The following is a 24,786-nucleotide window of genomic DNA, read 5'->3' as shown; positions in this document are numbered from 1 at the left end:
TTGCCGGCCGCGGACGGGCAGACCGGCTTAGGTCTGCAACGCGCGAACCAGCGATCAGTTCCGACATTTTTCGATTGTTGGCCGCGGGGTTGTGGCGCTTTGTTTACGTGCGCACGATGAGCGGAACCTGGCCTTCATGTCGGTCGGACAGGAAGGCGGCAACGCGGTCGCCGACCCGTTGGAAGGTGAGATCGATCGCTTTGTCGCCGACCGCCAGGTGCCTGATCATGAGCGTATCGATGCCAATCGGCAGCCTCGGACGCGTGACATGCAATTCGCCCTTCCAGCCATCGATCTCCAGCCCGAGGCATGCCTGCATCAGCATGAAGGTGGAACCGGCCGACCAGGCCTGCGGCAGGCAAGCCACGGGATAGGCGATGGGCGCCTCGCCCGGAGCCCGGGCGAAGCCGCAGAACAGTTCCGGCAGCCGCATGTTGAAATGCACGGCCGATTCGAACGTGCCGCTCATCAGCCGCACCACGCTGTCGCGCTCGCCGTAACGCGCCAGGCCGACACCGCAAAGTGCTGTGTCATGCGGCCAGATCGAGCCGTTGTGGTAGGACATCGGGTTGAAGAACACCGCGTCGTCGGCCAGCGTCCTCAGCCCCCAGCCGGAATGGAAGGAGGCCGACAGCAGCTGGTCGGCGACCAGCCTGGCTCGCTCGGGCTGCGGCAATCCGACAAACAGCAGGTGCCCGGCATTCGACGTTCGCACCTTGCATGGCTGGCCCTCGCCATCGATGGCCAGGGCGTAGAAATTCATGTCGTCGAGCCAGAAGTCGCGTTCCACGGCGACCCGCATTTCCTCGGCGCGGTTCTCCCAGTGCTCGGCGTCGGCGAATTCGCCGCGGCGGCGTGCGAGCGCCGCCATGCCGCGGAAAGCGGCGAAGACGTAGCCCTGCACCTCGACCAGGGCGATCGGTCCTTTTGGAATGCGGCCGTCGGCGTGGAACACTGAATCGAAGCTGTCCTTCCAGCCCTGGTTGGCGAGACCGGACTCGGCGGCGCGCTGATAGGTGACGAAGCCGGTGGCGCGGCTCGCCTCCTCCGTCCATTCGGCGGCGGCCTTGAGCGAAGGCCACAATTGATCGATGAACGCCATGTCGCCGGTGCGATCGGCATAGGCGGAAGCCAGATGGATATAGAGCGGCGTGGTGTCGACACCGCCATAGTAGCGCCCGAAGGGAAGCTCGCGCAGCGCCGCCATCTCACCTTTGCGCGTCTCATGCATGATCTTGCCGGGTTGGGAATCCGAAAAGGGCGACGTTTCGGTCGCCTGGTGCTCGGCCAGAAAAGCCAGCACGCCCCGCGCCAGCCCGGGATTGAGCCACAGCATCTGCAGGCTGGAGATCACCCCGTCGCGGCCGAACGCCGTCGAGAACCAGGGGATGCCGGCATAGGGATAGGGCCCGGTCGGAAGCTCGGTGGTGAGCAGCGCCACGTCGGCGCGAGCGCGCTCGACCCAGTCGTTGAAGACGCGGCCCGAACTGTGCACCGTAGCGCCATGACGCCGCTTGGCACGCATGCCGAAGCGGGCCCGAGCCGCCGCGGCGCGGAAACGGTCGCGACTGGGAGCCTCGGAGACTTCCGGGCCGACTTCGACATAAAGCACTTTCTGGCTGCGCTTGGTCACCGCGATCAGGAAGTCGGCGCGGTTGTCGCTCAATTTGTCGGGCGCCTGCGAAAAGGAGATCGCCGATAGTCGTGGGAGCCCGTCGAGGCCGTCATAGCCGAGCATGACGGACTCCTTTTCGGTCTTGGCGACATGTGTCGTGCCGCGCTTCACCCGCGTCGAGCCACGCACCTCGAACATGTCGCGGAAGTCGGCGGCGAAATGCAGCGAGACGGTGATGGTCGAATGCTCGCGGCTGTAGTTGGACAGCGTGATTCGCTCGAACAACCTGTCCTGCCAGATCAGTCTGACCCGTTCGATATGAATCGCGCCTTGCGGGATGTCGCGGCCAACGGCACTTTGGATCGGCAGGTTGGTCAGGTTGGACGTGAACAGCACATTGTCCTGGCTCAGCGAAGCGCCGAGCAGCGACATCTGCCTGCCGCCGATGGTCAGCCGGAATTCGGAGAGCACGCGCGTGTCGTCACGGAAGAACCCGTCGCCCGAGCCCCTGATGTCGCCATAGGCGTCGGCGACTGCGAAGCAATCCCCCTGCTTGAGGGCGAACAGCCGGTGCGGTTCGCGCGGCGCGGTCTCGTCGAGTGAAGAAAGGGCTACGGCAGGATCGAGCTTGCGCTCGTCGAGCTCCGTCATTCGTCACCTCTTCGTTTGCCCCGCCCTAGAGCATGATGCCGAAAAGTGTGAAACGCCTTTCGGACGACATTATGCTCTATCTCTCTGATTTAGAGCCGGATTGAGATTTCAGGTCGAACAGACCTGAAATCATCCGGGCTCCACGCATCAAGTCACGAGGCCTTGGCCTCCGGCATGCCGGTCAGACGCATATAGGCAGCAAGATAGTCGCTTGCCATTCTTGCCGCCGAGAACCTTTTCTCGAACACCGCCCTCACCTGCCGCCGGTCGAGATCGAGAAGCGCCGGCATTGACGCGACCGCGGCGTCGACGCTGTCCACGACGAAGCCGGTGATGCCGTCGTCGACGATCTCCGGCAAGGCGCCTTGGTTCCAGGCGATCACCGGGGTGCCGCAGGCCATTGCCTCAATTGCGACGAGGCCGAACGGCTCCGGCCAGTCGATGGGAAACAAAAGGCCCGCCGCATTGCCGAGAAATTCGGCCTTCTCGTCCTCGGTGATCTCGCCGACATAGTCGATGCGGTCGCCATCGATGAGCGCCTCGATGTTGTCGCGGAAGTAGGCGCGGTCGTCGTCGCCGATCTTGGCCGCCAGCTTCAACCTCAACCCGGACCGTCGCGCGATCTCGATGGCGCGGTCCGGCCGCTTGTCGCGCGACAGGCGCCCGAGGAAGGCGAGATATGGTTCTTCCGCCTGCGGCTCATAGGTCGGTTGGTAGGCGTCGAGCGGCAGTCCGTGATGGATCGTGGCGAGCCAGTTCGCATCAGGCAGGCCGCGCTTCTGACTGTGCGAAATCGAGATCATCGGGAACCGCGGGAAGCGCTTATAGGCCGGCGCCAGGTCGACATAGTCGAGCCGGCCATGCGGCGTCGTCACCGTCCGCCCCGCGAGTTCTTCGAAGAACGGAAAATGCAGGAAGTGGCTGAGATGGAAATGGATGACGTCGAACTCGCGGGCGCGGTCGCGCACCTCGGCAAGCATCGCCAGATGCGCGGCGATCTCCGATTTCTTCGGCCGCGGATCGAGACGTATCGCCTGGTCGCGTGCGGATACCAGCTTGGCCGACGTCTCGCTATCGCCACTCGCGAACAACGTGACATCGTGGCCGAGCTCGACCAGCGCTTCGGTGATGTAGAAGACGATCCGCTCGGTACCGCCATAGAGTTTCGGCGGCACCGATTCATAGAGCGGCGCGACATGGGCAATGCGCATCGGGTCCCTCGGCTGTTGACGCGAAGCAAAATGCGTCAGCCGCCAGATCGTTCCTGCCCAATCGATCGAGGTGCCGTTGGCCGTCGATTTTGCCGCGCCGCGCTTTGCCAAGTCTCCGCGCCAGAAGCCACAGTCTCCTGCACGGGATCCCACTGTTTCCAGCCGGATTATCGCGCCTCTACGACACCCGTTCAATTGATTGGCCAGGCCGGGCGGTAGTATCGAAGGATGCCTTCGTCACGTCGATCCCGGCGCCGCGGTGACACGCCACACCGTGTTGCCGACATCGTCGGCAATCAGCAGCGCGCCGGATTTATCGACGGCAACGCCGACCGGGCGGCCCCTCGCCTCGCCCTTGTCGTTGAGGAAGCCGGTGACGACGTCCTGCGCCATGCCGTTCGGATGCCCGCCGCTGAACGGCACGAAGACCACCTTGTAGCCATTGAACTGGGAGCGGTCCCAGCTGCCGTGCTCGCCGACAAAGGCGCCGCCGCGATAGGATTGCGGCAGGTTGCTTGCGGTATAGAAGGCAAGTCCGAGCGGCGCGACATGCGAGCTCAGCGCATAGTCCGGCGGGATGGCCTTGGCCACCATGTCCGGCCGCTGCGGCATCACGCGCGGATCGACATGCTGGCCGTAATAGCTGTAGGGCCAGCCATAGAAGGCGCCGTCCTTCACCGACGTCATATAGTCCGGCACGAGGTTCGGGCCGAGCTCGTCACGCTCGTTGACCACCGTCCACAGCGCCTTGCTCTCAGGCTCGAACGACAGGCCGTTGGGATTGCGCAGCCCGCTGGCGAAGATGCGCGAGCGGCCGGTGGCGCGGTCGACTTCCCAGATCGCGGCGCGGTCTTTCTCAGCCTGGATGCCGTTCTCGGTGATGTTGCTGTTCGAACCGACGCCGACATAGAGCAATGAGCCGTCTGGGCTCGCCACCAGGCTCTTCGTCCAGTGGTGATCGATTGGCCCGCCCGGCAGTTCCGTCAGCACCTTGCCCGGAGCCGAGATCTTCGTATCGCCCGGCTGATAGGGGTAGCGCACGATCGCGTCGGTGTTGGCGACATAGAGGTCGCTACCGACCAGCGCCACGCCGAAGGGCGAATTGAGATGGTCCAGGAACACGCCCTGGTAATCCGGCTTGCCGTCGCCATTGGTGTCGCGCAGCAGCGTGATGCGGTTGCTCGGTCCGGTATCGCCGCCGGAGGTCACCCAGCTTTCAACCCAGCCCATGACGATATCCTTCGGCCGTTTGACCGATGCTTCATCCGGTGCCTTGGACTCCACCACCAGTATGTCGCCATTGGGCAGCACGTAAATCGAGCGCGGATGCTGAAGTCCCTTGGCCAGCGCCTCGATCTGCAGACCCTGTGCGACGGCCGGCTTTTCATCGTTTTTCCAGCCGACCACCGAGGCCAGATGCATTGGCGGGAACATGTATTGATTTATCTCCGGCAGTTTCGGGTTCGGGCCGATCTGCGCGTCCGGATCGGTGTTGTCGTCGCTGCAGCCGGCAATGCCCAAGGCCATCGCGCTGCAAAGCGCTGCAATCGGCCATCTAATTGCGCTGTCAAACCGTCTCATCGGCCACTCCTACATGATGGCGATAGACCAGCGCCCAGCCGAGCCAGCCGGTGAAGAGCAGAACGATCACCACCAGCGCCGACAGGATCAGCCCGGTCGGCACGACGGACGTCCAGGCATCGCGCGTGTGGATCAGCATGTTGAAAAAGGAAAGCACCAGCGCGACGAGGTTGCCGGCCATATGCAGCCATGCCGTCGGCTGAGCGCGTATCCTGCGGCTGCCAAGAAAGTCGGTGAGCCCCGCTATGGCAGCCAGAATGCCGACGATGACACCAACGGTTACAAGCCAGGCCGAGAAGTTGGCCCAGGTCATTTCGGCCGTCCGCCAATAGGCGATATCGGTGAGCAAGGTCCCGACGAAACAGGCGATCGGAATGGTGACGAGCATGGGATGGATGGGATGGCCGGCCATGCTTGCCGTGGATCGCGGATTGTCCATGCGCAAGCTCCTTTCCGCGCTGCTGCTGGCTTAACAGCGCGAAAAGAGGAATGTTCCGCCGGAAATACGCGCGCTCACCGGAAGGTGAACGCCGATATCCCTTCAGTCACGTGTGATCCGGAATGGACCGTTCGATTGCGGCGGTGCGCGCATTCTGCGGACGTCACTTAAGACGGCTGGCATGCCACTTCAGATGATCGCCCATGAAGGTCGAGATGAAATTGTATGAATGGTCGTAGCCTTCCTGCATGCGCAGGGTGAGGTCGATGCCTGCCTTCTCGCAGGCCTCTTCCAGCAGCCATGGCCGAAGACCGTCCTGCAGGAAACCATCCGCCGTGCCCTGGTCGACGAGAAATTCCGGAAAGCGCTTGCCGTCCTCGATCAGCAGCGTAGCGTCATAGGCGCGCCAGTTCTTTTCGTCCGATCCGAGATATTTTTTGAAGGCCGGCCGCGACCAGCCGGCCGTCGAGGGCTGCACGATCGGCGCGAAGGCCGAGCAGCTCCGGTAGCGCTGCGGGTTCTTCAGCGCGATCGTCAGTGCGCCGTGCCCGCCCATCGAATGGCCGAAGATTGCCTGACGCGACATGTCGACCGGAAAATTGGCGGCGACCAGCGCCGGCAATTCCTCGGCGATGTAGGAGTACATGCGGTAATTCTTCGCATAAGGCTGCTCGGTCGCGTCGAGATAGAAACCGGCGCCGCAGCCGAACTGCCAATTGTCCTTCTCGTTGGGGACGTCGGGCCCACGCGGGCTGGTGTCGGGACACACGATGACGAGCCCCAGCTCGGACGCCAGGCGACGGTACTCGCCCTTGTCCATGACGTTGGCATGCGTGCAGGTCAGCCCCGACAGGTACCAGAGGACCGGAAGCCGCCCGTCCTTGGCTTGGGACGGCACGAACACCGCGAAGGTCATGTCGCAGGCGCAGACCTCCGAAGCATGAGAATAGACGCCCTGGATGCCGCCATGCGATTTGGAGGTGGAAACGACCTTCATCGATTGCCTCTCGTTGGGAAATCTTGGCCCGGCATAACCGCCGGCCATGATCGGCGCAACCTGGCGCCTCGGCAAACCAGAGGTGTGGCGCGAGAAAGGTTTCGTTCGGTTAGCCCGCAGGCGCAATCAGGTCTGGGCTGACTTGCCGAAAACCGGGCACCCCACACAGCTTAAGTCCGGTCGCGATTTCCTCGAGCAGAATATCCAGCACACGCTCGACGCCGACCTGTCCCGCCACGGCGCCGAACAGCGCGGCGCGGCCGATTGCCGAGGCGACCGCGCCGCGCGCTTTTGCCTTGATCACGTCCATGCCCGTGCGGATACCGGAATCGATGAGGATCGGGGCCCGGCCGCCAACGGCCGCATGCACGGCGCTGGTCGCATCGATGCTCGCGACCGCGCCGTCGAGCTGGCGGCCGCCATGATTGGACACCCAGATCCCGTCCGCGCCCTCCCCGATCAATCTGGCGGCATCGTCCGGGTGCAGGACGCCCTTGACGATCAGCGGCCCCTTCCACCAGCCGCGAATCCTGCGGAAGTCGTCCCAGTCGAAACCCGCGTGGAGATTGCGGCCGACGCGCGCTGCGATCGTCAGCCCCGCGCTGGTGTCACCAAGGTAACCACGGACATTCTCGAATTGCGGAAGGCCGTCGCGAAGCAGGCGAAACGACCAGCCCGGATGCGCGATCCCTTCGACCAGGTGTCGCAGAGAAGGCCTGAGCGGAATCGAAATCCCGTTCCTCAGATCCTTCTCGCGCTTGCCGCCCGTCTGCAGGTCGACAGTGACGACCAGCGCCGAATAGCCGAACTCTTCAGCTCGCCGCACCAGCCGGCGATTGAAATCGAAATCCTTCAGCACGTAGAGCTGGAACCAGAGCGGGCCCTGGACAGCCCTTGCCATCCGCTCGATGCCGGTCGTCGCCATGGTCGACAGCGTGTAGGGAATGCCGCGCGCCGCGGCCGCTGAAGCAATGGCGATGTCAGCGCCGGGGCGAACGAGCGCGCAGGAACCCATCGGGCTGATCACCAGCGGCGTCGGATAGGTCCTCGACCACAAGGTGGTGGTGAGATCGGGCCGGGATACGTCGGTCAGAACACGCGGCAGCAGCCGGATACGCTCGAAACCGGCGCGGTTGTCGCGTAGGGTCAGTTCCTGGCCCGCCCCGCCATCGACGAACTCGAAGACCGATTTCGGCAGCCCGCGGCGCGCCAGCCGGCGGAAATCCTCCACCGATACGCTGCGATCGAGCCGCCCCATCGCCTCAGGCCGCGAGCCGGTCGCACACGTTTCCGGTGATCTCGGCGGTCGATGATTTTCCCTTCAGATCGGCGCTGAGCAGCCCGTTCGCCAGGCATGCCTCCGTCACACGGCGGATCTGTTCGGCGGCCCGGAGCAGCCTTTCATCGTCATGGCCGCGGCCAAGCCAGTCGAGCATGGCCGCCGCCGACAGGATCGTGCCGTAGGGATTGGCGATCCCCTTGCCGGCAATGTCCGGCGCGGAGCCGTGCGCCGCCTGGAAGAAGCCATTCATGTCGCCGACCTCGGCCGACGGCGCCATGCCCATTCCGCCGACCGTCGCCGCGGCAAGGTCGGAGAGAATATCGCCGAACATGTTCTCGCTGACGATAACGTTGAAATGGCCGGGCTTCAGCACGAGATGCATGGCCATGGCGTCGACCAGCGCATGTTCCGTCTCGATGTCGGGATAGTCTTTCGCCACCTCGTCAAAGACCGAACGGAAGAAGGCGTAGCTGCGCAGCACATTCGCCTTGTCGCAGCAGGTCACCCGGCGAACGCCGTCGCGCGGCGCGCCGTTCGACTGGCGCGCCAGCTCGAAGGCCTTGCGCACGATGCGCTCGATGCCGGCGCGCGTCTGCACGAGCGTGTCGACCGCCACTTGGCCGCGCAGCAACGCCCCTGCCCCGCGCGCGGCGTAAAGCCCTTCGCTGTTCTCGCGCAGGATGACGTAGTCGATGTCGCCGGCCTTCACCCCGGCGAGCGGGCTGGTCACCCCTTCGAAGAGCTTGATGGGGCGGATATTGGCGTAGAGATCGAGCTCGAAACGGAGCCTCAGCGTGAAGTCGAGCCCGGCTTCCGTGCCGTCCGGATAGACCACGCCAGGCAGGCCGCCGGCGCCGTGCAGGATCGCATCCGCCGCCCGGCACGCCTCGAAGGTCGGCTGGGGAAAGCTCTGCCCGGTCTTCAGGAAATGCGCCGCGCCGGCCGGATATTCCGGGAAACGCAAGGGGCAGTCCGGCCCGAGTGCCGCCTTCACCACCTCGACGGCCGCGGCGCACACCTCGGGGCCGATGCCGTCGCCATGCACGACCGCGATCTGGTAGACATCCTTCATCGCCAATCCCTCAGGAACCGCAAATATTCAGATGCATTTGCCGCCGTCGACGTTGAGGTCGACGCCGGTGATCATGCTGGCTTCGTCGGAGCACAGGAACGCTGCGGCATTACCCATGTCCTGCGGCGTCGACAGCCGGCCGATCGGAATGGTGGCGACAACGCGGGCGCGGTTTTCCTCGCCGGAGCCGATGAAGGTGGACAGAAGCGGCGTGTCGCCGGCGACCGGGTTGATCGCGTTGACGCGGATGCCGAACGGCGCGAGCTCCACCGCCATGGCGCGCGTGGCGGCGATCGCCCAGCCCTTCGAGGCGTTGTACCAGGTGAGGTTCGGACGCGGCGAGACGCCGCCCGTGGAAGCGACATTGAGGATGGCGCCCGCTTTGTTCGATTTGAAATGCGGCACCACCGCGCGGGCGCCGTTGTAGATCGAGCGCATGTTGACGTTGGCGATGCGGTCGAACAGGCCTTCGTCCATCGTCTCAAGCGGCAATGGCGGCTGCGCGACGCCGGCGTTGTTGACCAGTATGTCGAGCCCGCCGAAGACAGAGCGCGCCAGCTCGGCGGCCGCGACAAAACTCTCCAGCGTGGAGACGTCACCCGCGATCGGCAGCACCTTGCCGCCGGCTTCACCGGCAACGCGCGAAGCCGCGGCTTCGTCGCGATCCATCAGCACGACAGACGCGCCTTCCTCGACGAATTTCCTGACGATGCCTTCGCCAAATCCCGACCCGCCACCGGTGACGATGGCGACCTTGCCAGCAAGTCTCATATCTGTTCCTCCGTTGCCGGCACCATCGGGGAAGACGCGCGCGTTGCACAGTCCGATTATCTGAACGCCCTTTTAGCTTTCCTTGTTTGAGGTCGCCCGAAGCGGGAGTAATAGTCGCCTCGGAATTCGTGAGGAGGAGACGATGACGCTGAACTTCGACCCGAGGGCGAAGGCCACGACGCTCTACCATGGCGAATTCCGGCCGATGTTCATCGGCGGCAAGTGGGTCGCGGCGCAGTCCGGCGAGGTCATGCAGGCGCTGAACCCGGCGACGGGCGAAGTGCTGGCCACGGTGCCGCGTGGCGGAGCCGCCGATATCGACGCAGCGGTGGCCGCCGCGCGGGCCGCGTTCGAGGGGCCTTGGTCGAAATTCTCGCCCTACGAGCGGCAATGCGTGCTGCTCAGGATCGCCGACCTCTTCGAAAAACATTGGGAAGAGCTCAGCGTCTCCGACACCCTCGACATGGGGCTGCCGATCACGCGCACGCTGGCCAACCGGCGCCGGGTCATCGGCATGCTGCGCTTCTATGGCGGCATGGCGACCGCGCTGCACGGCGAGGCGATCGACAATTCGATCCCCGGCGAGATCGTCACCTTCACCCGGCGCGAGCCGGTCGGCGTCGTCGGCGCGATCATTCCCTGGAATGCGCCGACCGCCGCCTCGGTCTGGAAGATCGCGCCGGCTCTCGCCACCGGCTGCACCATCGTGCTGAAGCCGTCGGAGGACGCATCGCTGACGCCGCTTCTGATCGCGAAGCTGATGCAGGAAGCCGGCCTCCCAGACGGCGTTGTCAACATTGTCACCGGAACGGGCGCCGAGGCCGGCGCGCGGCTGGCCGAGCACCCGGATGTCAATAAGATCGTCTTCACCGGCTCGACGCTGACCGGCCAGGCGATCGCCCGCGCCGGCGTCACCAATCTCAAGCGCGTTTCGCTGGAGCTCGGCGGCAAGTCGCCGATCATCGTCTGCCGCGACGCCGACATCGACAAGGCCGTGCCGGTCGCGGCAATGGCGGTGTTCGTGCATTCCGGCCAGATCTGCATCGCCGGCTCACGCCTGTTCGTGGCGCGCGAGATCCATGACGAGTTCGTGCGCCGTGTCGCCGAGTTCGCCGGCAAGCTGCGCATCGGCCACGGCATCGAGGCTGAGACCGAGATCGGGCCGCTGATCAACGCCAGGCAGGCCGGCAAGGTCGAAGGCTACATCAAGGCCGGCAGCGACGAAGGCGCCAGGCTGGTCGCCGGCGGATCAAGGCTGAAGGGCGAGCTCTATGACGGCGGCAACTTCATCGCGCCGACCGTCTTCGGCGCGGTGTCGGACAAAATGACGATCGCGCGGGAAGAAATCTTCGGTCCGGTCATTTCGGCCATGCCCTTCGACACGCTGGATGAAGCCGTGGCGCGCGCCAACGCGACGCCTTACGGCCTGGCGGCCGGCATCTTCACCACCAACCTCGGCACCGCGCACAAGCTCGCCCGCCGCGTCAAGGCCGGCTCGGTCTGGGTCAACATGTACCACGCCATCGATCCGGCGGTGCCGTTCGGCGGCATGAAGATGTCCGGCTACGGCCGCGAAGGCGGTATCGAGCACCTGCACGAATATCTGGAGACGAAGGCGGTCTGGATCCAGACCGACTGAGCCGCTGCAGAACCGTCAGTGAGCCAGCTCGCGCAGATTGGTGCGGATCAGGTTCATCAGCTGCTCCGAAAAGGAGTGGTGCACGTAGCCGCGCGCGGTGATGATGCCGACGGCGCGATGGGCGTCGCGATGGTCGATCGGCACCACCCGCATACGCTCGTCGTTGCGCGAGATGGCGATGCCCGGCACCACGCAGACGCCCAGTCCCGACGACACCAGCGCCACGGCCGTCTGCGCGCTTTCGACTTCGTATTGCGGCTTGAGCTCGATGCCTTCCGCCGCCGTCAGCCGGTCGAGAAGGCCGCGCACCGCCGTCTTGCGGTTGAGCAGGATCAGCGGGAAGCCCTTGAGGTCGGACAGATTGAGCTTCTTCTCGCCGCCATAGGTCTCCACCGGGATGCAGGCCATCAGCGGGTCGTCCAGGATCGACTCGAACTGGAAGTCGTTGAGGTTCGGCACTTCCGGGCCGAGATAGAACTCGACCTCCTGTTGCTGCAACAGGGCAAGCGCGGCCTGCGGCGGGGTTTCGATGACCTCGACGATCGAGCGCGGATAGCGCAGCTTGAACGTCGCCAATATGTCGCCCAGCCGGCTCGCCGCCAGCGTCGGCGCGCAGGCGATCTGCACCTTGCCCTTGCGCCGCGCCGCGATCTCGGTCAGCCGGTCGAGGCTGGTCTGCACCTGCGACATCGCATTGGCGATCTCCTCGAACAGAACCTGGCCTTCCGGCGTCAGGCTGGCGCGCTGCGCCGTGCGGATGAAGAGCGAGATGCCGATCTGCTCCTCGAGGTCGCGTATCTGCATGGAAACGGCCGAAGGCGAACGGTTGCTCTCTTCGGCCGCGCGCCGGAAGCTGCCGTTTTCGGCGGCGAGCAGGAACGTCTGCAGAAGTTTGAGGTTGATGCTGGACATGTCCGCTCGGGCAGGTGATCTGGCCTCCTGACCTATTCAGACGCGGAAGCGATTGCAAGGCAATAGGGCCGTTCCAGGCCTTAGCCAGCAAATCTGTTCCAGTTCAATGAACGGCGGCGAACATGACGCGTTCCTCGGTTGCGTCCGACAGCATCATCTCTTCGACCACGCGGCCGCGCTTCACGACCAGGATGCGGTCGGAAACCGCAAGGATTTCCGGCAGATAAGACGAGATGACGACGACGGCCATGCCCTGATCGGCAAGATCGCTGATGAGCTGGTGGATCTCGACGATGGCGCCGACATCGACGCCGCGCGTCGGCTCGTCGAAGATCACCAGCTTGGGCTGCTGGATGAGCGATTTGGCGATCACGACCTTTTGCTGGTTGCCGCCGGAAAGCTCGATCATCCTGGCGCGCTGGCTGATCTGCTTCAGCCTGAGCCGCTCGCCCCATTGCTTGGCGAGTTCCCTGGCGCGCGCCAGGGACACGATCGACACCGGGTTGGATTTCTCGGTCAGTTCGCCGATCTGCAGGTTCTCACCGGCCGTCATCGTCTCGAAGAAGCCGTCGAACTTGCGGTCCTCCGTCACATAGACGATGCCGTCGCGCACCGCCGGCCTGGGCACGCGATAGCGCACCGACTTGCCGAGCAGGCGGATTTCGCCGCCATGGAAGATGTTGCGCTTCAACAGCCCGGCAACGACCTTGGCCATCTCGGTGCGGCCGGCGCCGACCAATCCGAACATGCCGGTGACCTGGCCCGAAAAGACGGAGAAGGACGAGTTGCGCACCAGGCTGGCGCAGGACAGGTTCTCAACCGAAAGCACCTTGTCGCCATAGGGCCGCGCGGTGCGCTTGACCTCGCCATGCAGCGTTTCGGTGAGCGTCCGGCCGACCATGGCCTGCACGATCGAGGCGCGGGTGAAACCCTTGGCCTCGCCCGAAGCCACGATCTCGCCGTCGCGCATCACGGTGATCCGGTTGGCGACGGCGAGCGCCTCCTCCAGCGCATGGGTGATGAAGATGATGGCGATGCCTTCCTTCACCAGCCGCTGCAGGAGGTTGAAGAAATGGCGTTTCTCTTCCGGGGTCAGCGTCGCGGTCGGCTCGTCGAAGATGATGACGCGGGCCTTGTGGTGGACGGCGCGGGCTATCTCCACCATCTGCTTGTGGGCGGCGCCCAGCGTGCTCACCTGCGCGGTCGGGTCGACCTGGAAACCCATGCCGGCGAGGAACTGGCGCGCCTGGATGTAGAGGCCGCGCAGCCGGTTGAACATCTTCTCCTCGCCAAGATAGAGGTTCTGCGCCACCGTCATGGCAGGCACCAAATTGGTCTCCTGGAACACCATGGCGATGCCGGCGCGCAGCGCCTCGGCGGGCGTGGCGAAGGACACCTCCTTGCCGTCGAAGAACAGCTTGCCTTCGGTCAGCTTGAACACGCCGGCCATGACCTTAGTCAGCGTCGATTTGCCGGCGCCGTTTTCGCCGAGCAGCGCGTGGATCTCACCCTTGCGCAAGTCGAAAGTGACGTTCTTGAAGGCGGGGATGCGCGAGAACGCCTTGGTCGCGTCCCTGAGCTCGATGATGTTATCCGACATCGCTTAACCCCGCTTGCCGCTGGCGGCTTTGGCCACGCGCACGATCCTCGACCCGCCGCGCGAGGCGACGAGCAGATCGTCGTCGACCTCGCAGGCGCTGATCGTGCCGTGCACCGTGCCGTCGGCCCGCGAATGGAAGCTCGACAGCGGCTTCATGTTCTGGTCGCAATGGACCACCAGCCCGTAGGACCTGGTGACCGCGTAAGGCTTCAGCACGTTCATCTGCTTGAGCTGGCTGCCCTGCATCGGCTCGCGGTAGTCGCGCCACGAGCTGAGCGACGGCGCCATCCAGTAGGCTTCCGGTATCTCAACCAGCATGCGCTTGCGAAAAGTCTCCTCGCGCAGGATGAACTCCACCAGCTGGTTGCGCACGGAATAGAAGGTCAACCAGTAGCCGGCGTTGAAGGCGGGCGCGATGCGCGCCGGATAGGCCGGCAGGTGTTCCAGCACCGGCGCCATCGCCTTGCCGGCGAGATCGATCGCCAGCACGCGATGGCGCCAGGCCTCGGTGACGTAGACGCGGTTTGACCCGGTCGTGGCGATGCCGGCCGGCCAGGCGAGGCCGTCGCGGATCAGCTCCAGCCGGCCGCTTTTCAGGTCGAGGCGCCAGAGCGAGCCTGAAGCGTTCTTCTGCATCAGGTCGCGGCGCCAGGCGCTCGCCGGCAGCGTGGCCGAGCCGTTGGCGACCAGCAAGGTGTTGCTGTCGAGGAAAGTCAGCGCGGTGACGCAGGACAGCCTGTGGGCCTCGTCGCCCGTCGCCTGCCGCCCGTCATGCAGGCCGCCCCGGACGATGACTCCCTTGCCGTCGGTGGCCAGGGCGGTCATGCCGCGTGCATGGGCGAGCGCGGTGATCTCGCTCGGAAATTCCTGCAGGACCTCAGCCTTGCCGTCGGCATCGAACCGCATCAGCCGGTTCGCGCTGCTCGCCAACATGCCCTTTTCGGTCCGCACCAGATTGTCGGCCTCAGCGAGGCCTGCGAAGAGCTCCGCCTCCTCAAGATCCTGGTTGGGCAGCAGCGGCCCGTCGAGCGTCGGAACGGTCACCGCCCAGTCGCCACGGCCAAGGAAGCGATCGAAAAGCCGGCTCACGGCGCTCATGGCTTTTCGCCCCAGTAGGAATCCGAGCTGAACCAGCTGGGATCGGCGCCCTTCAGCGGCAGCGTTCCCATGCGGTTGTTGAAGATGCCGCAGAGATAGAGGATGCCTTTGTGCTCGCGCATCGAAGTGATCATCGGATGCTTCTCGCCGGCCTGATCCCACAGGCTTTCCAGGATCTGGCCCTTCTCGTCAAAGCGCAGCACGCAGCCGGTGTTGAGGTTGGGCATCAGCCAGGCATCCTCCGATACGCGCCGCGCCATGCGGCGGCGGAAGCCCGGCATTTCCAGCGAAAGGTCGAGCGCCGGCGTGCGCATGCCCATCAGCGCCAGCCAGTAGGTGCCGTCGGAGGCTCGGTTGATGTTGTCGGGATAGCCGGGCAGTCCCTCGATGACGCGCTCCACCTTGCCCTTCTTCGGCCCGTCGAAATAGTAGCGGCTGATGCGGCAGGCCCAGCTTTCCGCGAACAGCACCGACTGCCCGTCGAAGGCCGTGCAGATGCCATTCGGAAACACCAGGTTCGACAACAGGGTGCGCGTCGAACCGGACTTGGGGTCGTGGACGATGATGCGACCGTTGCCGCGGCTCTCCAGCGCGTCCGCGTACCAATCGTGCATCTCGAAACGGACGGTAGCTTCGGAAAAGACGATGCGGCCGTCTGGGAGGATGTCGCAGTCGTCAGCAAGCTTCATGGTCGAGTCGTCGACGACCGATGTCAGCGAGCGGTTGGTCTCGGCGGTGAGCAGCTTCACCTCGCCCGCCGGCGAGACCTGGTAGAGGCCCATGCCGGCGACGCAGATGACGAGATTGTCGTCGCGGTCGAACGCCATGCCAAGCGGCGAGCCGCCGATATGGGCGAAGACTTCGCTCTCGGTGTAGTGCGGCGGCTGGAAGCGCAATATGTCGCCCTGCCGGCTGCCGGTATAGAGCCGGTCCTGGCGGTCGAAGATCACATCCTCGGCGCCATCGAGAAAGCCGAGGCCGATGACGCCGACATCCTTCAGCCGGTCGTTCACAGCCATTGGCGCGCCGGGCGCGGTCGAGATCGCCTGCGGCATCTTGGCGAAGGTCGGCGAGATATAGACGCTGCGCAGGATCTTGTGGCGGTTCTTCACCCAGCGCACGTCGAGCATGACCGAGAGCAGCAGCACGAGGCCGAGGATCAGGTAGTTGACCGGGCCGGGCACGGCGAGCGCGAGCAGGCTGTTCGACAGGACGAGCACGAAGAGCGTGCCCATCAGCGCCTTGGCGACCGAGCCGCGTCCGCCGCCGAGCGAGATGCCGCCGAGCACAGTCGCGGTCAGCACCTGCAGCTCGAGCCCAGTGCCGATATCGGACGCGGCACTGCCGATGCGCGCCGAGAAGAAGAAACCGGAGAGCGCGACCAGCACCGAACAAAGCACATAGGCGCTGAACAGGGTGAAGCGCACATTGATGCCGGCATTGTAGGCGGAGCGGCGCGCGCCGCCGACCGCGAACAGCCGCCAGCCATAGCGGGCGCGCGACAGCACCAGGTGGATCACCAGCGCAATGACCACGAAGACGGCGAAGGATGTCGGCACGCCCCAGACCGTGCCGAAGCCGAGAAAATCATAGGTCGGCGAATCCGGCCCGCTGGTGACGATCGCCGTCGAGACATGCGGGAAGACGATGTCGAAGGTGGACCGGTAGATGATGAGCGTGACCAGCGTGGTCAGGAACGCCCGCATGCGCAGGAAGCCGACAAGGAAGCCGTTGATGGCGCCGCAGACGACGCCGAGGCCGAGGCAGGCCAGCAGGCCGGTCCCAAAACTCCACTGCTGGACATTCATGCCGTAGAGCGTGACCAGCACCGCGAGCGCGAAGGTCGAGCCGACAGAGAGATCGATGCCGCCGGACACCATCACGATTGTCATGCCGAGCACGACCAGGCCGAGCTCGGCGGTCTGGCCGCTGAGATTGGTCAGCGTCGTCACGTCGAAGAAGCCCGGCACGATCGCGCCGAAGATCGCGCACAGGATCACCAGCGCCGTGAAGGGAATGACGCTGTCGATCCATTTCTTGGTCAGGATCTCCCCGACCACATGGTCGGGGAGCAGACGGTAGCGCCAGCGCACCAGGCTTTCGGCCATGCTCATCGGAAAGTCCGTTTACTTGATGTCTTCGGGCTTCCAGCAGTTCCGGCCGGTCGCATTGGTCTTGTCGACGCGGGTGATCGGGCCGAAGAAGATGGTCTTTTCGCTGCCGGCCTTGCGGTCAGGGTGCTGCAGCAGCTCGGAGATCTGCTGCGCGGCGATCTCGCCCTGGATCGGCGCGTTGAAGTTGAAGATCACGTCGAGCAGCCCGTTCTTGATGCTCTCGCAGCCCGTCGCGGCACCCGCGCCATTGGTGACGATGGTGACCTGGTCCTGCTTGCCGGCGGCAGCTACCGCCGCGCCCGCGCCGACTTCGGCATTGTCCCAGATGCCCATGATGCCGCAGAGATCGGGATGCTGCTGCAGCACCGTCTCGGTGATCTGGCGGGCCTTTTCGCTGATGTAGTCGGCCGGCTGGTCGGAGACGAGCTGCAGCTCGGGATTGGCCTTCAGCACCTCGTCGATGCCGGTGCGCATATAGATGTTGGCGGCGCCCGTCTGGACGCCGGCGAGCCACACCACCTTGTGCGAAACGGCGTTCGGCCCGGTGCAATGCTTGGCCAGCTCGCCCATCTCCAGGCGGCCCATTTCGATCCAGTCATTGCCGACATAGGAGTCGGTCTGGGTCGCCGACTGCATGTTGACCTGCAGCACCTTGATGCCGGCGGCCTGCGCCTGCTTCAAAAGGCGCGCGTAAGTCTGCACGTCCGGGTTCTGCACGATGATCAGGTCGGGCTTCTCGGCGATCGCGCCCTGCATGGCGCGGATGCCGGCATTGGTGTCGCCGTTCGGATCGCGCACCTCGAGCGTGAAGCCATAGCGGGCGGCATGGCGCTGCCACACCATCACCCAGGCCTGGTTGAGGTCCATACCCTGCGAGATCGGCACGAAGATGACCTTCTTGCCCTTGACGCCGTCGAGATAGGCAGCCCGGCCGACCTGATCGGTTTCCTGCGCGCTCGCAACCTGCGCGGCGCCTAGAAACGCGAGCGCGGTCATGCCCGCCAACAGGCATTTCTTGAATAGTTTCATAGGTTTCCTCCCTGATTTGATGGTTCGAGTTCTTGTTCAGATGTCGCCGCTCTGCGAGGTCTGCTCGTCGCGCGGATTGATGATGGCGTCGATGGCGAGGGCGCCGAGCAGGATCACGCTCTTGATCAGGTTCTGGCTGGTGTAGGAGAAGTTGAGGATCGTCATGCCATTGGTCAGGATGCCGACCAGGATGGTGCCGGCGATGACATTGCGCACGCCGCCCTGCCCGCCCGACAGGCCGATGCCGCCCAGCACGACCACCAGCAGCACGTCGTAGATCAGGCTCGAATTGTAGAGGCGCGTGTCGATGCCGGTGACAAGGCCGGTCATGATGATGCCGGCGGTGAACGCGATGAGCGCGCTGACGACATATTGCGTCACGATGATCGGGCGTGTCGGCAGGCCGGTGGTGCGGGCCGCGTTCGGATTGTCGCCGGTTGCGTAGACCAGCCGGCCAAAGCGCGTCTTCCTGAGAAAGAGACCCATGAGAGCCGCCACCGCGCCGAAGATGACGACGGACATCGGTATGCCGAGCACGTTGCCATTGCCGACGAATTTCAGCCAGGCGATATCCGGCGGCGCATAGAGCACGTCCGAGGCGAAGACGATGCGCCCCGAGCCGTAGACCGAGGAGGCGATGGCCAAGGTAGCGAAGATCGGCGGCACCTCCGCGATCGCCACCATGACGCCGGTGAAGAGGCCGATGGCCGCGACCAGTATGGCGCCGCAGATCACGGCAAGCGTGAAATCGATGCCCCAGGTGGAAATCCAGATGCTGAAGGCGACGCCGACAACCATCACCGCCACCATGGTGAGGTCGATGCCGCGGCCAACGACGACGAAGCCCATGCCGACGGCCAGCGTGCCGAGGATCGACACGTTCTTGAGGATGGCGATGATGTTGCCTTGGCTCAGGAAATTGTTGAGCGTCGCCGAGAAGACGAGGAACAGCACGACCGAGATCGCGACGACGACGACTTCCTGTGACGCCTTGAAGCCAAGGCGCCTGTCGTCCGATTTGCCCGAACCAGGCATTTTCCTCCTCCCAGGCAGCCTATGATTGGCGCCTTCCTCAGGCGGCCAGCTGAACCGGAATCCTCCCGAGGCTCCGAGCCGTTCGCCTGTATGGGACAATTACGACTGGAGCGTCGGCCGACAATTTCGTTTTTCTGATACGCTGTGCAGTTTGCTCCCGAGGTCTCAGGCCTGCGGCGGCTCGCCGGCATAGGCGCGCGCGATAAGGGTCCGGATCGGTTCCCGCTCCAGCGCCCGCGGGTTCCAGTAAGGATTGGCCATCGCGCGGTCCGTCGCGATATCGATCCCGTCGGACGGCATGCCGATCTCGGACAGCGCGCGTTTTGCGCCGATCCGGCCGGCGAGGTCGTAGAGCGCGATGGCAGGATCATCCGTCTTCAGCACGGCCCGCAGGGTTTGCATGACGGCCGGAACGGCAGGGGCGTTGTAGGCCAGCGCATGCGGCAGCACGATCGTATGGGTCTCCGCATGCGGCAGATCGAAACTGCCGCCCAGCGTATGGCAAAGCTTGTGGTGCAGCGCCATGCCGACCGAGCCGAGACAGATGCCGCAGAGCCAGGCGCCGTAAAGCGCCTCGGAGCGCGCATCGCGGTCATGCGGGTTCCCGGCAATGGCCGGCAAGGCACTCACCAACGCGCCGATGGCCTCGGCCGCCATCAGGTTGATCACAGGGTTGCTTTCCCTGGCATAGAGCGCCTCGACGGCATGGGCGATGGCGTTCATGCCGCTTGTTCCCGACAGGGAAGCGGGAAGCGTCATCGTCAGGTCGACGTCGTAGATCACCACTTCCGGCAGCACCCTCGGGCTTGATTGGGTGACCTTCACGCCATCTTTCGTCTCGCCGAGGATCGGCGTCATTTCCGAGCCGGCATAGGTCGTCGGCATCACGATCTGCGGCAGGTCGGTACGCAAGGCGATCGCCTTGGCGAGACCCGTCGTGGAGCCGCCGCCGATGGCGACCAGCCCGTCGGCCCGGAGTTTCGCCGCGACCCGCAGCGCGTTCTCGGTGACGGATACCGGCGTATGCATCGTCGCTTTGGCATAGACGCCGGCTACCCTGTCGCCGAGGAACTCGGCATGGCGCCGGGCATCGGCCTCCCGCGGCGGTGTCGCAAGCACGAGCACGCGTTTCAGCCCCAGCCGGTCGATCTCCTCCGGGAGCCTAGCGATCGTGCCCGATCCGAAGACGACGCGCGCCGGCTGGGCGTTATAGACGAAGCTTTTCATGTGAGCCTCTCCCGTCAGCCGCCACTGTATGCCGTGGCATGAAAATTAGCGACGAAGAGACGCGCGTGTAAGTGCGCTAGCTGTCGAAATCTGGCGGCCAGGGATCTATTCGCCGTCGGAAGCTGGCATCAGCCTATTTGCGCCGCGCCATCGGCGCGGTCGAGGATCGCGGTGGGTCAGGCGATCCTCTGCTCGAACTGCATCACGCTCGCGCTCTTGCGCAGTCCCGTCGCGACGACCGACACACGGAACTTTCCGGCCAGGGACTGGTCGAAGATGGCGCCGACGATGATGTCTGCATCGGCGTCGACCTCCTCGCGTATCCTCGTCGCCGCCTCATCGACCTCGAACAGCGTCATGTCCATGCCGCCGCTGATCGACACAAGCAACCCCCTGGCACCCGTCATCGAGGCTTCGTCGAGGAGTGGGTTGGCGATCGCCGCCTCGGCCGCCGTCCTTGCGCGTCCCTCTCCGGAGGCCTCGCCGGTACCCATCATTGCCGGGCCCATGTCCCGCATCACCGACTTCACGTCGGCGAAATCGAGATTGATCAGGCCCTCCTTGACGATGAGGTCCGTGATGCAGCCGACACCGGCATAGAGGACACGGTCCGCCATGGCAAAGGCATCGGCGAAGGTGGTCCTGGCGTCGGCGACCCGAAACAGATTCTGGTTCGGGATGACGATCACGGTGTCGGCGCTTTCGCGCAGGCGTTCTATGCCCTCCTCGGCCGCCTGGGTCCGGCGCTTGCCTTCGAACGTGAAAGGCTTGGTGACGACGGCCACCGTCAAAATGCCGGCATCGCGCGCGGCGCGCGCAATCACGGGCGCGGCACCTGTCCCGGTGCCGCCACCCATGCCGGCGGTGATGAAGCACATATGCGTTCCCGCCAGATGATCCATGATCTCGTCGATGGATTCTTCCGCCGCGGCGCTGCCGACCTGGGGCAAGGACCCGGCGCCCAGGCCCTCGGTGACATGCGCGCCCAATTGGATCAGCCGCGACGATTTCGACATGGTGAGCGCCTGGGCGTCGGTGTTGGCGACGACGAACTCAACGCCCTGCAAGCCTTCGGCGATCATGTTGTTGACGGCATTGCCGCCGGCGCCGCCGACTCCGACGACGGTGATCTTGGGTCTCATCTCCAGGATTTCCGGCTTGGCGGTCATTTTTTCATCTTTCTACGATAGCGCCTGTTGCTTCGCCGCACGGCGATGCGAACCGGAGCAACGAGCACACGAATCAGGTGATCCCCACCAAGCGCAGGGAATCAGAGCGGGCGCCTCCCTGCAAGGTCCGCCGAGCATATGCAAGCGCGATGCCCACCGCTCGAAGGTAAAAAGCTTTGAGCGTTGGCTGTCCGAGACGACGTCGTTGTAAACCGCGTTACTGCGTCACCGAGGTCGAGGTGCCCCAGGTGTCCGACAGCACATAGCCTTGCGGATAGGGATCCGTCGGATCGAGATAGTAGTTATGCTCGCCGGTAATCCAGGCACGGCCGGTGATCTCGGGAACGATCGCCTTGCGTCCGGCAAGTTCGGTCAAGTCGACAATTCTGCCGGTGAAGCGCGAGCCGATGATCGATTCATGGATCAGAACGTCGCCGACGCGCATCAGGCCCCGCGCCTGCAGCACGGCCATGCGGGCCGAGGTGCCGGTTCCGGTGGGGCTGCGGTCGGAGCGGCCGGGCGAGACGATGCAGGTGTTGCGCGTGACCTTGCCCGGTCCCTGGAACGGCATGGCGAACTGAACGATCGAGACACCGCGCACATTGTCGAACTCAGGATGCACGACATTGAGCTGCTCGCGCGCGGCGTGGCGGACCTTCTCGCCGGCCACGGCAATCTCCCGGGCCTCGTCGGGCGTGACCGAGAAGCCCAGCCCGGCCGCGTCGACAATTGCGTAGAACATCCCGCCATAGGCGATATCGACCTTCAGCGTTCCCAGCCCCTCGACTTCGATATTCGCGTCGAGGCGTTCGGCGAAGGCGGGGGCGTTGCGGAAGGTGATCGACAGGCATTTGCCGTCGCGGCACTCGGCGCGTACCTCGATGACGCCGCCCGGCATGTCCAGCTTGAAGCGTGTCTCCGGCTCCTGCATCGGCACCATCCCGGTCTCGAGCAGAACAGTGGCGACGCAGATCGTGTTGGAGCCGGACATCGGCGGGTATTCCGTCGGTTCCATGATGATGGCCCCCGCGGCGCAATCCTCGCGCGTCGAGGGCACCAGGAGATTGACGTGCCGGGCGACGCTGCCGCGCGGCTCGCAGATCAGCATGCGCCTGACATGATCGTGATCGCGCCCCATCGCGATCATCTTTTCCATCATCGTGCGGCCCGCCGGCGGCAGCACGCCGCCGACGATGACGTCGCCGATCTCCCCCTCGGCATGGCAACCGACGACGCGGATGCTGGTCCTGCTACGCATTGTTCGTTTCTCCCTGTCGGCCGCACTATCCGCTTGGCAAGCGGTGCTGCTTCGGGACAAACTGATCAATCTGCGTGCCAGCCTCAAGGAGAATCCCAGATGACCGCCAATGTTTTTTCCGGCTGCATGCCGGCGCTGATGACGCCTTGCACCAGTGACCGGCTTCCCGACTTCGACGCGCTGGTGCGCAAAGGTAAGGAACTGATCGCCGCTGGCATGTCGGCCGTCGTCTATTGCGGCTCGATGGGCGACTGGCCGTTGCTGACCGACGAGCAGCGCATGCAAGGCGTCGAGCGCCTGGTGAAGGCCGGCGTGCCGGTGATCGTCGGTACCGGCGCCGTCAACACGGCCAGCGCCGTGGCTCATGCCGCGCATGCCCAGAAGGTCGGCGCGCGCGGCCTGATGGTGATCCCGCGCGTTCTGTCGCGCGGTCCGTCGGTCACCGCGCAGCGCCATCATTTCAAGGCGATCCTCTCAGCCGCCCCCGACCTGCCGGCGGTCATATACAACAGCCCCTATTACGGCTTCGCCACGCGCGCCGATCTGTTCTTCGCGCTGCGCGCCGAACATCCGAACCTGGTCGGCTTCAAGGAATTCGGCGGCCCGTCTGATCTGCGCTATGCGGCCGAAAACATCACCAGCCGCGACGATGAGGTCGCGCTGATGATCGGCGTCGACACCGCCGTCTTCCACGGTTTCGTCAATTGCGGAGCCTCCGGCGCGATCACCGGCATCGGCAACGTGCTGCCCAAGGAAGTGCTGCATCTGGCGGGCCTCAGCCAGGCCGCAGCGAAGGGCGACGCCGAAGCCCGCCGGCTGGCGCAGGAGCTCGATGCTGCGCTCGCCGTGCTGTCCTCCTTCGACGAAGGTCCGGACCTGGTGCTTTATTTCAAGCATATGATGGTGCTGAAAGGTAATCCTGAATACAGGCTGCACTTCAACGAGACCGATGCGCTGAGCGACAGCCAGCGCGGCTTTGCCGAGGCACAGCTCAAGCTGTTCGAAGCCTGGTATGCCCAGTGGTCGAGGCAGCCCGCAATGACACGCTACGCGGCCTGAGCGGACCCGAGGCCGCGCGACCTCGCCTTCACCGATGAAAAGCCGCTATCGGCGGGTCCCCCACGCGGTTGCGAAAGCTGCGTTTTTGTTCGATCGGCCGGCGGGAGCTCCTCTCCTGCGCGCCGAAAGCATTGTATTTCTTTGCTTTACGGCGTTGAAAATGGCGCAAGCGGCGTGGAACGTTGCAAACGCCACACCAGCTTTCGAAAGTTTATCTTTCCTTTTTGCTGGTTTTCTTGGTTTCGCGGCGCTGGCCCGCGCCGCAGACTGAAATCCAGGCAAATGGGAAGCCGCAAATGGGGAAGCCCAAGTGACGACAGCCTTCATCACCGGGGCGACGAGCGGCATAGGACGGGCGATGGCGATCGCGCTGAGCGACGCCGGCTATGATGTCTATGCCGTTGGCCGCAGCCAGGCCGCGCTCAAGGAGTTGCAGGCCGAGCGTCCGGGCATCGTGCCGATTGCCGTCGACGTCACCGACCTCGAGGCGCTGGAATCGGTGCTGGCGGATCTCACCATCGATGTGCTGATCAACAATGCCGGCATCATGCCGCCGCTCGGCAATTTCGCGGACATGAAGATCGCCGACATCGACGCAACGCTGGAGGTGAACCTCAGCGCCGCGATCCTGCTCACCCGCCTCGTCGTGCCGCAGATGCGCGAGCGGCAGTCGGGCCATATCCTGTTCACCGGCTCCGTCGCCGGCCACGCGGCCTTTTCCAACATCGCCGTCTATGCGGCCACCAAGGCGGCTATCTCCGGCTTTGCCGCCGCGCTGCGCGCCGACCTCTCGCCATCCGGCATACGCGTCACCGAGATCGTCGCCGGCCGTGTCGAGACGCAGCTCTATAAGGACATCCTCGACGCTGATGCCCGCGCGGCCATGTACGCCAGCAAGGTGGTGCAGCCGGATGACGTGGCCAGGATGGTGGTCGGCGTGCTCGCGCTCCCGGCATGGGCCGACGTGACCCGTTTCGACATCATGCCGACCTGGCCGACTTCGCCGAGCGGCACCAAGTAAGGAAGA

General features: G+C 64.6%; 21 protein-coding genes. 4 read left to right on the top strand and 17 right to left on the bottom strand.

The genetic code is table 11. The features are described 5' to 3' along the window. Positions 1 to 103: 103 nt before the first annotated feature. From E5X34_RS16745 to E5X34_RS16710, 8 genes are all read right to left on the bottom strand, one after another. The gene (locus E5X34_RS16745; RefSeq protein WP_292566807.1) at positions 104 to 2,266 is read right to left on the bottom strand and encodes an amylo-alpha-1,6-glucosidase; all 2,163 of its coding nucleotides are present in this window, start codon (positions 2,264 to 2,266) and stop codon (positions 104 to 106) included. A 152-nt stretch (positions 2,267 to 2,418) separates the two neighbouring features. Further along, positions 2,419 to 3,477, bottom strand: a complete 1,059-nt coding sequence (locus E5X34_RS16740; RefSeq protein WP_292566949.1) for a glycosyltransferase family 4 protein — start codon at positions 3,475 to 3,477, stop codon at positions 2,419 to 2,421. A 237-nt stretch (positions 3,478 to 3,714) separates the two neighbouring features. Further along, the gene (locus E5X34_RS16735; protein ID WP_292566946.1) at positions 3,715 to 5,004 is read right to left on the bottom strand and encodes a sorbosone dehydrogenase family protein; all 1,290 of its coding nucleotides are present in this window, start codon (positions 5,002 to 5,004) and stop codon (positions 3,715 to 3,717) included. A gap of 40 nt (positions 5,005 to 5,044) precedes the next feature. Beyond that, positions 5,045 to 5,497 carry a DUF2231 domain-containing protein gene (locus E5X34_RS16730; RefSeq protein ID WP_292566803.1) on the bottom strand — a complete coding sequence of 151 codons (453 nt, stop codon included), beginning with the start codon at positions 5,495 to 5,497 and terminating at the stop codon, positions 5,045 to 5,047. A gap of 163 nt (positions 5,498 to 5,660) precedes the next feature. Beyond that, on the bottom strand, positions 5,661 to 6,494 hold the full coding sequence (fghA, locus tag E5X34_RS16725) for an S-formylglutathione hydrolase (protein WP_292566801.1): 834 nt from the start codon (positions 6,492 to 6,494) through the stop codon (positions 5,661 to 5,663). Between the two features lie 109 nt (positions 6,495 to 6,603). Beyond that, positions 6,604 to 7,752, bottom strand: a complete 1,149-nt coding sequence (locus tag E5X34_RS16720) for an alpha-hydroxy acid oxidase (protein ID WP_292566798.1) — start codon at positions 7,750 to 7,752, stop codon at positions 6,604 to 6,606. 4 nt (positions 7,753 to 7,756) lie between these two features. Continuing rightward, positions 7,757 to 8,848, bottom strand: coding sequence for an isocitrate/isopropylmalate dehydrogenase family protein (locus E5X34_RS16715; protein ID WP_292566796.1), 1,092 nt, complete (start codon positions 8,846 to 8,848; stop codon positions 7,757 to 7,759). Between the two features lie 27 nt (positions 8,849 to 8,875). Next, a complete protein-coding gene (locus tag E5X34_RS16710; RefSeq protein ID WP_292566794.1) occupies positions 8,876 to 9,619 on the bottom strand; it encodes a glucose 1-dehydrogenase in 744 nt (247 codons plus the stop codon). A 142-nt stretch (positions 9,620 to 9,761) separates the two neighbouring features. Between E5X34_RS16710 and E5X34_RS16705 the strand changes: the two genes are divergently transcribed. Continuing rightward, positions 9,762 to 11,258, top strand: a complete 1,497-nt coding sequence (locus E5X34_RS16705; RefSeq protein ID WP_292566792.1) for an aldehyde dehydrogenase family protein — start codon at positions 9,762 to 9,764, stop codon at positions 11,256 to 11,258. 15 nt (positions 11,259 to 11,273) lie between these two features. Here E5X34_RS16705 and E5X34_RS16700 read toward each other — a convergent pair whose 3' ends face one another. From E5X34_RS16700 to E5X34_RS16660, 9 genes are all read right to left on the bottom strand, one after another. Further along, positions 11,274 to 12,170 (bottom strand): LysR family transcriptional regulator, encoded by an 897-nt coding sequence (locus E5X34_RS16700; protein WP_292566789.1) that lies wholly within the window; start codon positions 12,168 to 12,170, stop codon positions 11,274 to 11,276. A 103-nt stretch (positions 12,171 to 12,273) separates the two neighbouring features. After that, positions 12,274 to 13,770 (bottom strand): sugar ABC transporter ATP-binding protein, encoded by a 1,497-nt coding sequence (locus E5X34_RS16695; protein ID WP_292566787.1) that lies wholly within the window; start codon positions 13,768 to 13,770, stop codon positions 12,274 to 12,276. Between the two features lie 3 nt (positions 13,771 to 13,773). Then, positions 13,774 to 14,868 carry an SMP-30/gluconolactonase/LRE family protein gene (locus E5X34_RS16690; RefSeq protein WP_292566785.1) on the bottom strand — a complete coding sequence of 365 codons (1,095 nt, stop codon included), beginning with the start codon at positions 14,866 to 14,868 and terminating at the stop codon, positions 13,774 to 13,776. Then, positions 14,865 to 16,982 (bottom strand): SMP-30/gluconolactonase/LRE family protein, encoded by a 2,118-nt coding sequence (locus E5X34_RS16685; RefSeq protein WP_292566783.1) that lies wholly within the window; start codon positions 16,980 to 16,982, stop codon positions 14,865 to 14,867. The genes E5X34_RS16690 and E5X34_RS16685 overlap by 4 nt, the downstream gene beginning before the upstream one ends. Positions 16,983 to 16,994: 12 nt before the next feature. After that, positions 16,995 to 18,011, bottom strand: coding sequence for a sugar ABC transporter substrate-binding protein (locus E5X34_RS16680; RefSeq protein WP_292073979.1), 1,017 nt, complete (start codon positions 18,009 to 18,011; stop codon positions 16,995 to 16,997). Between the two features lie 36 nt (positions 18,012 to 18,047). After that, positions 18,048 to 19,046, bottom strand: a complete 999-nt coding sequence (locus E5X34_RS16675) for an ABC transporter permease (RefSeq protein ID WP_292566780.1) — start codon at positions 19,044 to 19,046, stop codon at positions 18,048 to 18,050. A gap of 165 nt (positions 19,047 to 19,211) precedes the next feature. Beyond that, the gene (locus E5X34_RS16670) at positions 19,212 to 20,273 is read right to left on the bottom strand and encodes a maleylacetate reductase (protein ID WP_292566778.1); all 1,062 of its coding nucleotides are present in this window, start codon (positions 20,271 to 20,273) and stop codon (positions 19,212 to 19,214) included. 176 nt (positions 20,274 to 20,449) lie between these two features. Beyond that, positions 20,450 to 21,442 carry a cell division protein FtsZ gene (gene ftsZ, locus E5X34_RS16665; protein WP_042647517.1) on the bottom strand — a complete coding sequence of 331 codons (993 nt, stop codon included), beginning with the start codon at positions 21,440 to 21,442 and terminating at the stop codon, positions 20,450 to 20,452. 217 nt (positions 21,443 to 21,659) lie between these two features. After that, positions 21,660 to 22,700 (bottom strand): proline racemase family protein, encoded by a 1,041-nt coding sequence (locus E5X34_RS16660; protein WP_292566775.1) that lies wholly within the window; start codon positions 22,698 to 22,700, stop codon positions 21,660 to 21,662. 99 nt (positions 22,701 to 22,799) lie between these two features. On the opposite strand from E5X34_RS16660, the gene E5X34_RS16655 reads away from it, so the two are divergent. From E5X34_RS16655 to E5X34_RS16645, 3 genes are read left to right on the top strand one after another with little or no spacing between them, the layout of a single operon-like run. Next, positions 22,800 to 23,759, top strand: coding sequence for a dihydrodipicolinate synthase family protein (locus E5X34_RS16655; protein ID WP_292566772.1), 960 nt, complete (start codon positions 22,800 to 22,802; stop codon positions 23,757 to 23,759). A gap of 34 nt (positions 23,760 to 23,793) precedes the next feature. Continuing rightward, positions 23,794 to 24,030, top strand: coding sequence for a hypothetical protein (locus E5X34_RS16650; protein ID WP_292566770.1), 237 nt, complete (start codon positions 23,794 to 23,796; stop codon positions 24,028 to 24,030). 39 nt (positions 24,031 to 24,069) lie between these two features. Beyond that, positions 24,070 to 24,780, top strand: coding sequence for an SDR family oxidoreductase (locus tag E5X34_RS16645; RefSeq protein ID WP_292566767.1), 711 nt, complete (start codon positions 24,070 to 24,072; stop codon positions 24,778 to 24,780). The last annotated feature ends 6 nt before the right edge of the window (positions 24,781 to 24,786 follow it).

The sequence above is a fragment of the Mesorhizobium sp. genome (assembly GCF_004963255.1).
Taxonomy (GTDB): Bacteria; Pseudomonadota; Alphaproteobacteria; order Rhizobiales; family Rhizobiaceae; genus Mesorhizobium.
The sequence above is the reverse complement of the archived record's forward strand: the minus strand, read 5'-3'. Positions and strand labels throughout refer to the sequence as shown.

Excerpts from the sequence above, each read along its gene's own strand:
- E5X34_RS16745 (WP_292566807.1), bottom strand. The coding sequence starts at position 2,266 with ATGACGGAGCTCGACGAGCGCAAGCTCGATCCTGCCGTAGCCCTTTCT.
- E5X34_RS16740 (WP_292566949.1), bottom strand. The coding sequence starts at position 3,477 with ATGCGCATTGCCCATGTCGCGCCGCTCTATGAATCGGTGCCGCCGAAA.
- E5X34_RS16735 (WP_292566946.1), bottom strand. The coding sequence starts at position 5,004 with ATGGCCTTGGGCATTGCCGGCTGCAGCGACGACAACACCGATCCGGAC.
- E5X34_RS16730 (WP_292566803.1), bottom strand. The coding sequence starts at position 5,497 with ATGGACAATCCGCGATCCACGGCAAGCATGGCCGGCCATCCCATCCAT.
- fghA (WP_292566801.1), bottom strand. The coding sequence starts at position 6,494 with ATGAAGGTCGTTTCCACCTCCAAATCGCATGGCGGCATCCAGGGCGTC.
- E5X34_RS16720 (WP_292566798.1), bottom strand. The coding sequence starts at position 7,752 with ATGGGGCGGCTCGATCGCAGCGTATCGGTGGAGGATTTCCGCCGGCTG.
- E5X34_RS16715 (WP_292566796.1), bottom strand. The coding sequence starts at position 8,848 with ATGAAGGATGTCTACCAGATCGCGGTCGTGCATGGCGACGGCATCGGC.
- E5X34_RS16710 (WP_292566794.1), bottom strand. The coding sequence starts at position 9,619 with ATGAGACTTGCTGGCAAGGTCGCCATCGTCACCGGTGGCGGGTCGGGA.
- E5X34_RS16705 (WP_292566792.1), top strand. The coding sequence starts at position 9,762 with ATGACGCTGAACTTCGACCCGAGGGCGAAGGCCACGACGCTCTACCAT.
- E5X34_RS16700 (WP_292566789.1), bottom strand. The coding sequence starts at position 12,170 with ATGTCCAGCATCAACCTCAAACTTCTGCAGACGTTCCTGCTCGCCGCC.
- E5X34_RS16695 (WP_292566787.1), bottom strand. The coding sequence starts at position 13,770 with ATGTCGGATAACATCATCGAGCTCAGGGACGCGACCAAGGCGTTCTCG.
- E5X34_RS16690 (WP_292566785.1), bottom strand. The coding sequence starts at position 14,868 with ATGAGCGCCGTGAGCCGGCTTTTCGATCGCTTCCTTGGCCGTGGCGAC.
- E5X34_RS16685 (WP_292566783.1), bottom strand. The coding sequence starts at position 16,982 with ATGAGCATGGCCGAAAGCCTGGTGCGCTGGCGCTACCGTCTGCTCCCC.
- E5X34_RS16680 (WP_292073979.1), bottom strand. The coding sequence starts at position 18,011 with ATGAAACTATTCAAGAAATGCCTGTTGGCGGGCATGACCGCGCTCGCG.
- E5X34_RS16675 (WP_292566780.1), bottom strand. The coding sequence starts at position 19,046 with ATGCCTGGTTCGGGCAAATCGGACGACAGGCGCCTTGGCTTCAAGGCG.
- E5X34_RS16670 (WP_292566778.1), bottom strand. The coding sequence starts at position 20,273 with ATGAAAAGCTTCGTCTATAACGCCCAGCCGGCGCGCGTCGTCTTCGGA.
- ftsZ (WP_042647517.1), bottom strand. The coding sequence starts at position 21,442 with ATGACCGCCAAGCCGGAAATCCTGGAGATGAGACCCAAGATCACCGTC.
- E5X34_RS16660 (WP_292566775.1), bottom strand. The coding sequence starts at position 22,700 with ATGCGTAGCAGGACCAGCATCCGCGTCGTCGGTTGCCATGCCGAGGGG.
- E5X34_RS16655 (WP_292566772.1), top strand. The coding sequence starts at position 22,800 with ATGACCGCCAATGTTTTTTCCGGCTGCATGCCGGCGCTGATGACGCCT.
- E5X34_RS16650 (WP_292566770.1), top strand. The coding sequence starts at position 23,794 with ATGAAAAGCCGCTATCGGCGGGTCCCCCACGCGGTTGCGAAAGCTGCG.